Genomic DNA, 7,672 nt, shown 5'->3' on the forward strand with positions numbered 1-7,672 from the left:
CTATTTGCGGGTGAAGCGGCGAACGAGCGCATCGCCCGCCATCTGGAGAAGCTGGACGAGCGCGAGCAGCAGCGCGACGGTGACGAGCATCACGTCGGTCTGGAACCGCTGATAGCCGAAGCGGATGGCGAGATCGCCGAGCCCGCCGGCGCCGACCACGCCTGCCATCGCGGTGAACGAGACCAGTGCGATCGCGGTTACCGTCGCGCCTGCGACGATGCCGGGCAGCGCCTCGGGCAGCAGCGCGCGGAAGACCAGGTCACGGGTGGTGGCGCCCATCGCCTGCACCGCCTCGATCGTGTTGCGGTCGACTTCGCGGAGCGCCGTCTCGACCAGGCGGGCGAAGAAGGGCGCCGCGCCAACCACCAGCGGCGGGATCGCGCCGGCAACGCCGAGCGAGGTGCCGACGAGCAACACGGTGAGCGGGATCATCACGATCAGCAGGATGATGAACGGCACCGAGCGCAGCAGATTGACCAGCAGCGCCAGCGCGCCGTTCGCCACCCGGCTCCGCCACGGCCCGCCCGGCCCGGTAAGGAACAGCAGCACGCCGAGCGGCAGCCCGATCAGCAGGGTGAGCAGCAGCGATCCGCCGAGCATGACCAGCGTGTCGAGCGTCGCCTGGACGATCTCCGCCCAGTCGACATGCGCGAAGAACCCGCTCATGCCGCCACCGCCCCCAGGCCGTGGAGCGCGGCGAGCGCCGCCTTGGTGTCGCCGCCGGACAGGCCGAGGGTCAGCTGGCTGAAGCGCTCGTCCTTGAACTGGCCGACGCGGCCGTCGAGGATCGCGACATCGGTGCCGGTCTCGCGCGCGATGCGGCTGAGCACGGGCGCCGCCACCGCATCGCCGCGGAGCGTCAGGCGCAGGACGGGGCCGTCGAAGGGGATCGGTGCCGCCGCCGCCTCGTCCTCGTGGAGCAGCGCGCGGGTCTCGGCGGTGCCGGGGGCGAGGAAGATGTCCGCCACCGCGCCGCGCTCGACCAGCCGCCCGGCATGGAGCACCGCGACGCGGTCGCACACCTGGCGCACCACCTCCATCTCATGGGTGATCAGCACGATGGTGAGGCCAAGCTCGCGGTTGAGATCGGCGATCAGCGCGAGGATGCTGCGCGTCGTCTCGGGGTCGAGCGCGCTGGTCGCTTCGTCGCACAGCAGGATGTCCGGCCCGGTCGCGAGGGCGCGGGCGATGCCGACGCGCTGCTTCTGGCCGCCCGACAGCTGGGCAGGGTAGCGCGCGCCATAGTCGGCAAGGCCGACGCGGGCGAGCAGCTCCGGCACCCGCGCCCGGATCGTCGCGGCGTCGGCGCCGGCGATGCGGAGCGGCAGCGCGACATTGTCGAACACCGTGCGGGCGCTGAGCAGCCCGAAATTCTGGAAGATCATCCCCACCCGGCGGCGCAGCGCGCGCAGCCCGGCGCCGTCGAGCGTGGCGAGGTCGGTGCCGTCGAGCAGTACCCGGCCGCCGCTCGGCCGTTCGAGGCCGTTGAGCAGCCGCACCAATGTCGACTTGCCCGCCCCCGAGCGGCCGATGATGCCGAACACCTCGCCGCGGGCGATCTCCAGATCCACCTCGGCCAACGCGGCGCGACCGGCGGCGTATTGCTTATGGACATTCTCCAGGCGCATCATGCGGCGATCACCTGCGCGGCAAAGCGTTCCATCTCTTCCTTTTGCGGGCTCATCTGGAGGAGCAGCAGGTCGAGCCCCGCCGCTTCATATTCGGCGATCCGTTCGCGCAGCTGCTCGGGCGTGCCGACCAGATTGGGGCGGAGGCCCCGGTTCGACACCGAATATTCCTGGATCTTGAGTTCGCGCTCGAGCTGGGTGCCCGACAGCCACTGGTCGAAATTGGCATAGCCGGCGGGCAGCGCCTGGACGTCGGTGATCCGGGCCAGCTCGCGCTGCGCCTCGGCCTCGCTGTCGCGGACGATCGCATAGGCGGCCATGCCGAAGGTCATGGGCGCGCCGCCGGCATCGGCGCGGCGGGCGCGCATGTCGGCGATCTTGGGTGCGATCGCCGATACGGGATCGCCGTGCATCACATAGGCGTCGCAGCGCCCGGCGATCATCGTCTTCGCTGCCTCGCTCTCGCCGCCGGCATAAAGGATGGGCGCGTGGAGCGGCTTGGGGGCGCAGATCGCCTTATCGGTGCGGTAGAACTGGCCCTCGAAGCTGAACCGCTCCTCGCGCCAAAGCCCCTTCACCACGTCCAGCCACTCGCTGGTGCGGGCATAGCGATCGTCATGCTGGTCGAACTGCAGGCCATATTGGCGCGCTTCGTCGGCCCACCAGGAGGAGACGACGTTGAGCGACAGCCGTCCGCCCGAGATCCGGTCGATATTCGCCGCCGCCTTGGCGAACAGCGCCGGCTGGTGGAAGTTCGGCCGCACCGCGACCATGATCTCCTGCGTGCGCGTCACCGCCGCGATCGCCGCCGCGGTCGACCAGGCATCGAGCGCGGGTTCGGTCACGCCCTTGATGTCGTTGAGGTTCAGTTCGGCGATCAGGGTGAGGTCATAGCCGATCTGCTCGGCGCGGATCGCGAGGTCGCGGGCATAGTCCCAGCTCGCTTCCATCTGCTCGTCGACGACGTTGCGCAGCCAGCCGCCGAACACCGGCATCCAATAGCCGTACCTCATGCGCGCACCGCCGCAAGCTGCGCTTCGAGCCAGTCGACCAGCCGTTCGTGCGGATCCCAGCCGAGGATGTCGAGCGGGTTGGCGACGAAGTTGGACAGCGCATTGATGTCGTAGAAGCGCGGCGTGCCGTCGCGATCGTCGATCATCACCTCGATTCCGCCGATGTCGAGCTTGGCCGCCTGCGCGATGGCCTCGGCAGCCTCGATCAGCGCGGCATCGGGCCGGGCCTCGGTGAGCGTGATCGCGGGCTTGCCGGGGGTGGCGAGGCAGACATCCGCCGGGCAGAGGTCGAAGCTGCCGCCGCCATCTACGTCGATCGCGTAGAGGAAGCGGCCGCCCAGCGTTTCGATGCGGGTGATCTTGCCGCCGCGGACGGGGACATACTCCTGCACCAGCAGCACGCGATCGATGCTGTCGGGCACCGTCCCGGCGGCGATGGCTTCGGCGAGGCTGGCGGCATCGTCATAGCGGATGATGCCCGCGCCCGAGCCGCCGATATTCGCCTTCACCACGATCGGGAAGCGCAAGTCGGCGGCAGCAGCGGGCAGGTCGGCGGCACGGTGGACGACGCGAGTCGCGGGGATGGCGAGGCCGAGCCTGGCGATCAGCGACAATTGCCGGGCCTTGGAAGCATCGACGGCCAGCGTCTCCGCGCCGTTGAGCACGCGCGCACCGGCGTCCGCCCAATGCGCCATCAGCGCCTGGGTGTAGAAGATCGGATGCTCCCGCTGGCGCAGGAAGCTCGACATGGCGATGCGGTTGAACACCAGTGGGGCAGGGGGCGTGCTGTCGGCCGGATCATAGGCATGGCCATCGGCATGGAGCGCCAGATAGCCGATGCCGCGCCGGTCCAGCGCCGCGAACAGCGGCTGGAACCAGGCGGGGTGTTCGTAGAGCAGGGCAAGATCGGTCATTGGGGTCCTGAAAGCTGCGGCCGGACGGCCGGTTCGGAGGCTTCGACGACGCTGTCGGGCGGCACGTCACGGCGCAGCCAGACATTGCCGCCGACCTGCGAACGCGCACCGATGGTGATCGGCCCCAGCAGGACCGCGCCGGGGAAGATCGCGACATCGTCCTCGATCGCGGGGTGGCGACGCTGGCCCGAGGATGCGGCGCGCGTGCCGATCGCCTGCGGATCGCCGCCCAGCGTCACGCCCTGGTAGAGCCGCACCCGGTCGCCGATCACGGCAGTCTCGCCGATGACGATGCCGGTGCCGTGATCGAGGAAGAAGCTGCGGCCGATCTGTGCGGCGGGGTGGATGTCGACGCCGGTATCGGCATGGGCGACCTGTGCGATCACCCGCGCGACCAGCGGCGCGCCCGCCAGGTGCAGCCGGTGCGCGATCCGGTGGTGGATGATCGCCCCCAGCGAGGGATAGGAGAGCAGCACCTCGTCGACGCTGCGCGCGGCGGGGTCGCTCGCGAACCCGGCCTCGACATCGGCGTCGAGCTGCCGGCGCAGTTCGGGCAGGGCCGCCGCCAGTTCGCCTACGATCCGCTCGGCCTCCAGCCCCTCGTCCTGCGCGGTGATGCCGGGCGTGGCGATCCGCAGCTCGAGCGCGACCTGCGCGCCGAGCTGCGACAGCGTGGATTCGAGCGTCGCCGCCACCCAGGCATTCTCGTTGGAGGCGGTCAGCTCGGGTGGCCCCAGCCGCAGCGGGAACAGCGCAGCACCGAGCTGGCGCAGGATCTTGGCGAGCGCGCGCCGCGAGGGGAACTGGATGCCGTGCTCAGCATGGCGGGCATAGGCCGCGCGCCATTCGAGCCGCGCCGCCTGCAGCGCGTCGATGACGGGATCGAGCCCGCGATGGATGTCGACCGGCGCCATGGCCTCTCCTTCCTTACGTCGCCGCCGTCGCGCAATTGCGCCGCGGCCAATCCCTAGTGCAACGATAGGATTGCATTCCGCAAGCTGGCTGAGAGAAGGCCCCCCCTAGTTTTTCTTTTGTGCCGCGTATCCCGCTCGATGACGCTGGCCGGTGCCGCTGGGGTGAAGATCTTGACGGTCGGCGGCGGCCTGTAACAGGAAACGGGTCCGGTGTGGCAGCACCGGACCCGAGGAGCGCCTAGCCTAGGGAGCTACAGGCGTGCGTGCGATTGGTGGATCCGCAGCATTGCTTCGCGGTATCCTTACTGTGCCGTAGCGTTGCCCGTTACATTGCCCGCCGGTGCCGCTTCGTTGGTCGCCTCGCTATTGGCGAGCGCGTCCGTGACATTAGCTTCGTTGGCGACTTCGACGTTGGTCGCGCCATTATCGCCCGCCGACTTGTTGCATGCGGCGAGCCCGAGCGCCGTTGCGGCGATCAGCGAAATGGTAACGAACTTCTTCATCGATGAATCTCCAGGTGTCGGCCGATCCCCCGGGCACGCCCTATCGCTGCCCCTGCCTCGGTTCCGATCACAGCCGTAACGATGGCGTATTTCCTACACGATTGGTAGGATAAAAAATGCGGGTCGGTGAAAGCTGGCATTGACACGCCATGGGCCTCGCTGACCGATGGCCGGCGGCGCCGAGCTTAGCTGATCGCACCCAGCCCGTGCAGCACCAGGCCGGCGGTCGCTGTCGCCAGCAACGTCGTGACCACGCCGGCGCGCATCCTGAAGATCGCATAGGCGGCGGCAAGCGCCAGCAGCAGTGCCGCCGGATCGATGCTGTGCAGCACGGGTGCGTCGAAGCGGATGGGCCCTGCGCCAACCGGGATCGTCGCGCGAAACAGCGTGTGCAGCGCGAACCAGATCGCCAGATTGAGCACGACGCCAACGACCGCCGCCGTGATCGCCGACAGCGCGCCGGCGACCGCGGCGTTGCCGCGCAGCCGTTCGATGAACGGTGCGCCGAGGAAGATCCACAGGAAGCAGGGCACGAACGTTACCCAGGTCGCGAGCAGGCCGCCGAGCGTGCCGGCCAGCAGCGGCGACAGCCCGCCGGCGTCGCGATAGGCGCCCAGGAAGCCGACGAACTGGAGCACCATGATCAGCGGCCCCGGCGTCGTCTCCGCCATGCCGAGGCCGTCGAGCATTTCCTTGGGATCGAGCCAGCCATAGCCCTGGACCGCCTGCTGCGCGACATAGGCGAGCACTGCATAGGCGCCACCGAACGTCACCGTCGCCATCGTCGAGAAGAAGGTCGCGATCCGGCTGAACACGTTCTCTGGTCCCAGCACCCCAACCAGCGCGGCGACCGGCGCGAGCCACAGCGCCAGCCAGACCAGCGCCGTGCGCAGCGTCTCCCACCAGCGCGGATGCGCATGATTCGGCAATTCCTCGCCGAGCAGCGTATCGGCATCGGCGACGATCATGCCCTTGGCGCCGCCGTGCCCGCCGGCGCGAAAGGCGGTGCTGCCTCGCCGCGCCGACCACCAGCCGAGGATCCCGGCGCCGAGGATGATGGCAGGGAAGGGAACGCCGGCGAAGAAGATCAGGACGAACGCGGCGGCGGCCAGGAGCCGGGCGGGTCCGCTGCGCAATGCCCGGCTGCCGATTCGCACCACAGCCTGGAGGACCACCGCCAGTACCGCCGCCTTGAGGCCGAAGAACAGCGCCGACACGGTGCCGACCTGTCCGTAAAGGACGTAGATCCAGCTCAGCGCCATGATCGCCGCCGCGCCGGGCAGGACGAACAGCACCCCGGCGACGATCCCGCCCTTGGTGCGGTGCATCAGCCAGCCGATATAGGTGGCGAGTTGCTGGGCCTCGGGCCCGGGCAGCAGCATGCAATAGTTGAGGGCGTGGAGGAATCGCTGCTCGCCGATCCAGCGCTTCTCCTCCACCAGGATGCGGTGCATCACCGCGATCTGGCCGGCGGGGCCGCCGAACGACAGCAGGGCGATCCGCAGCCAGACCCAGAAGGCCTGGCGGAGCGTGACCTGCTCGGGTCGTGGGCGGAGCGGGACGTCCTGTGACGCGGTGGCCATGCCGACCCCTTTGCGCGCGCGGGCTGGTGCGAGAACCAGTCCCGCACTATGCCATAAACCTACACATTAATAGGAATTAAATTGGGGCTTCGGTGGGGAGAGCGACGCCACGCATCTCCTCGACCCGGAACCTGGATCTCACGCAACCTTGCGCAGCAGCTGGAAGCGCCGATCCAGCGCGTTCGCGTCGGCCAGGGTCGTGCCTTCCAGCACGCTGGCCATTCGGTCGCGTGCCTCGGCCAGGACGAGACTGAGCGCACAGCGAACCGTATCCGTACAGTCCGCGCAGCGCGCATAGAAGTTTCGGCTGGCGCAGGGCAGTAGCGCAAGCGGCACCATCGATGGTGCGGAGGATTTCAGCGAACGAGATCAGGCCGGCCGGACGTGCCAGGCGATAGCCTCCCGTCTTCCCCCCGCGCGCTCTCCATCAGGCCGGCGCGCCGGAGGTCGACCATGATGACTTCGAGGAAGCGTCGCGGAATGCCTTCCTCGTCGGAGATACTGCGCACCTGGCTGGCGCTCTCGGGCGTGCGGGCGATGTTCAGCATCGCCTTGACGGTATAACGCGCGCGTTGGGAAAGCATGGGGCCCTCGATGGTTTATCTCCGAGGCTGACCTGCCCCCCATCGGTCCCGCGATCATAATGAGAGTCCGCTGGTTTGATATTCTGGCATGCTCGCCGGCACAAGCGCGCCGGGGGTGACGCTTCCATTCTGAAAGAACGCCCGGCGCGCTTGTGCCGGTATTTGGTTCTGCAGCGACGAGTGCGGCCTGACGTTGTTGTAGTCGTAGCGCCAGTCCGCCAGCTTGCGTCGGGCGTCAGCCAAGCTGTCGACCAGTTGCTGGTTCAGGCGTTCGTCGCGCAGCGACCCATCGAACGATTCGACGAAGGCATTCTGCTGCGGCTTGCCGGGATCGATATAATGCCACGCGACCTGGTTCTCGCTGGCGCACTTCAGGATTGCCCCGCTGGTGAACTAGGTCCCGTTGTCACTGACGTTGCAAGTCGGTTGGCCGTAGAGTCGCACCAGCGTGTCCCACTCCCGGGCAACCCGCACGCCGGAGATGCCGGTGTCGCCCATCAGGCACAGGTTAAGCTTCACCTGCTTCACCTGCT

At 68.5% G+C, this 7,672-nt stretch carries 9 protein-coding genes and 1 pseudogene; all 10 read right to left on the reverse strand.

The features are described 5' to 3' along the window. Window positions 1-666, reverse strand: a complete 666-nt coding sequence (locus A7X12_RS11735; RefSeq protein WP_064311820.1) for a methionine ABC transporter permease — start codon at window positions 664-666, stop codon at window positions 1-3. Further along, window positions 663-1,631 carry a methionine ABC transporter ATP-binding protein gene (locus A7X12_RS11740; RefSeq protein ID WP_064311821.1) on the reverse strand — a complete coding sequence of 323 codons (969 nt, stop codon included), beginning with the start codon at window positions 1,629-1,631 and terminating at the stop codon, window positions 663-665. The genes A7X12_RS11735 and A7X12_RS11740 overlap by 4 nt, the downstream gene beginning before the upstream one ends. Beyond that, entirely contained in the window at window positions 1,628-2,641 is a 1,014-nt protein-coding gene (locus tag A7X12_RS11745) for an LLM class flavin-dependent oxidoreductase (protein WP_064311822.1), read from the reverse strand. The genes A7X12_RS11740 and A7X12_RS11745 overlap by 4 nt, the downstream gene beginning before the upstream one ends. Then, window positions 2,638-3,555 (reverse strand): ATP-grasp domain-containing protein, encoded by a 918-nt coding sequence (locus tag A7X12_RS11750; protein WP_064311823.1) that lies wholly within the window; start codon window positions 3,553-3,555, stop codon window positions 2,638-2,640. The genes A7X12_RS11745 and A7X12_RS11750 overlap by 4 nt, the downstream gene beginning before the upstream one ends. Continuing rightward, window positions 3,552-4,469 (reverse strand): serine O-acetyltransferase EpsC, encoded by a 918-nt coding sequence (gene epsC, locus A7X12_RS11755; RefSeq protein WP_064311824.1) that lies wholly within the window; start codon window positions 4,467-4,469, stop codon window positions 3,552-3,554. Before epsC ends, A7X12_RS11750 begins: the two co-directional genes overlap by 4 nt. A 302-nt stretch (window positions 4,470-4,771) precedes the next feature. Then, the gene (locus tag A7X12_RS11760; protein ID WP_064311825.1) at window positions 4,772-4,972 is read right to left on the reverse strand and encodes a hypothetical protein; all 201 of its coding nucleotides are present in this window, start codon (window positions 4,970-4,972) and stop codon (window positions 4,772-4,774) included. 185 nt (window positions 4,973-5,157) lie between these two features. Then, entirely contained in the window at window positions 5,158-6,555 is a 1,398-nt protein-coding gene (gene chrA, locus A7X12_RS11765) for a chromate efflux transporter (RefSeq protein WP_064311826.1), read from the reverse strand. Window positions 6,556-6,693: 138 nt separating this feature from the next. Next, on the reverse strand, window positions 6,694-6,894 hold the full coding sequence (locus tag A7X12_RS26260; RefSeq protein ID WP_232318482.1) for an Rrf2 family transcriptional regulator: 201 nt from the start codon (window positions 6,892-6,894) through the stop codon (window positions 6,694-6,696). 17 nt (window positions 6,895-6,911) lie between these two features. Continuing rightward, on the reverse strand, window positions 6,912-7,139 hold the full coding sequence (locus A7X12_RS26265) for an Rrf2 family transcriptional regulator (protein ID WP_232318483.1): 228 nt from the start codon (window positions 7,137-7,139) through the stop codon (window positions 6,912-6,914). A 54-nt stretch (window positions 7,140-7,193) separates the two neighbouring features. Continuing rightward, window positions 7,194-7,672 (reverse strand): annotated as a pseudogene (locus A7X12_RS11775) (integrase core domain-containing protein); the annotation flags it as partial.

This window comes from Sphingomonas sp. TDK1, assembly GCF_001650735.1.
In the GTDB taxonomy this organism is placed as follows: domain Bacteria; phylum Pseudomonadota; class Alphaproteobacteria; order Sphingomonadales; family Sphingomonadaceae; genus Sphingomonas.

Excerpts from the sequence above, each read along its gene's own strand:
- A7X12_RS11735 (WP_064311820.1), bottom strand. The coding sequence starts at position 666 with ATGAGCGGGTTCTTCGCGCATGTCGACTGGGCGGAGATCGTCCAGGCG.
- A7X12_RS11740 (WP_064311821.1), bottom strand. The coding sequence starts at position 1,631 with ATGATGCGCCTGGAGAATGTCCATAAGCAATACGCCGCCGGTCGCGCC.
- A7X12_RS11745 (WP_064311822.1), bottom strand. The coding sequence starts at position 2,641 with ATGAGGTACGGCTATTGGATGCCGGTGTTCGGCGGCTGGCTGCGCAAC.
- A7X12_RS11750 (WP_064311823.1), bottom strand. The coding sequence starts at position 3,555 with ATGACCGATCTTGCCCTGCTCTACGAACACCCCGCCTGGTTCCAGCCG.
- epsC (WP_064311824.1), bottom strand. The coding sequence starts at position 4,469 with ATGGCGCCGGTCGACATCCATCGCGGGCTCGATCCCGTCATCGACGCG.
- A7X12_RS11760 (WP_064311825.1), bottom strand. The coding sequence starts at position 4,972 with ATGAAGAAGTTCGTTACCATTTCGCTGATCGCCGCAACGGCGCTCGGG.
- chrA (WP_064311826.1), bottom strand. The coding sequence starts at position 6,555 with ATGGCCACCGCGTCACAGGACGTCCCGCTCCGCCCACGACCCGAGCAG.
- A7X12_RS26260 (WP_232318482.1), bottom strand. The coding sequence starts at position 6,894 with ATGGTGCCGCTTGCGCTACTGCCCTGCGCCAGCCGAAACTTCTATGCG.
- A7X12_RS26265 (WP_232318483.1), bottom strand. The coding sequence starts at position 7,139 with ATGCTTTCCCAACGCGCGCGTTATACCGTCAAGGCGATGCTGAACATC.